Source organism: Streptomyces alanosinicus, assembly GCF_014650595.1.
GTDB classification, from domain to species: Bacteria; Actinomycetota; Actinomycetes; order Streptomycetales; family Streptomycetaceae; genus Streptomyces; species Streptomyces alanosinicus.
Genome location: NZ_BMVG01000166.1, coordinates 1 through 635, shown reverse-complemented (window position 1 = coordinate 635; position 635 = coordinate 1). Strand labels below are relative to the sequence as shown.

Here is a 635-nt window from a genome sequence, read left to right as displayed (position 1 = left end):
CCCGTACCTCGCCGGGCAGGGCCAGCCCTATGAGGCTGAAGACGACGCTCTCCAGGAGGAAGACGACCGTGCCGTAGACGGCGTGCAGTTGGAGTCTTATGCGGGCGTTGGTGAGGCGGTCGCCGCGGCCGCCCAGGACGACGCCCGCGACGACGCAGGACGTCACGCCTGAGGTGTGTGCGGCCTCCGCGAGGAGATAGGCGGCGTACGGGGTGACCAGGGCGATCACCGTCTCCAGGACCGGGTCCTCGGTGCGCCGCCGGATCAGGGTGATCACCCCGGCCACCGCGGCCCCGATCACCGTGCCGCCGCCTGCCAGCAGCAGGAACTGCCCGCCCGCCGCCCTCCAGTCCGCGGTGGCCGAGGCGATGGCGATGCCCGCCGCCACCCGGACCAGCACCAGTGAGGTCGCGTCGTTGAACAGGCTCTCCGCCTGGACCAGGACCTGCACTCTCGGGGGCAGGGCGAGGCGGCGGCCGAGCGCGGTCACGGCCACGGGGTCGGTGCTGGCCAGCACCGCGCCCAGCACGAACGCCATCTGCCAGGACAGGGGGGTGAGCGAGGCGGCCACCGCGGCGACGGCCGCCGCGGAGGCGAGCACCAGCCCGATGGCGAGGATGCCGACCGGTTTCCAC

The 635-nt window shown here is 73.5% G+C and carries 1 protein-coding gene; it reads right to left on the bottom strand.

Annotated elements, in window-relative coordinates; genetic code table 11:
- A partial coding sequence (locus IE277_RS46815; protein ID WP_189960239.1) for a cation:proton antiporter domain-containing protein occupies positions 1–635 on the bottom strand: 635 nt, incomplete at both ends.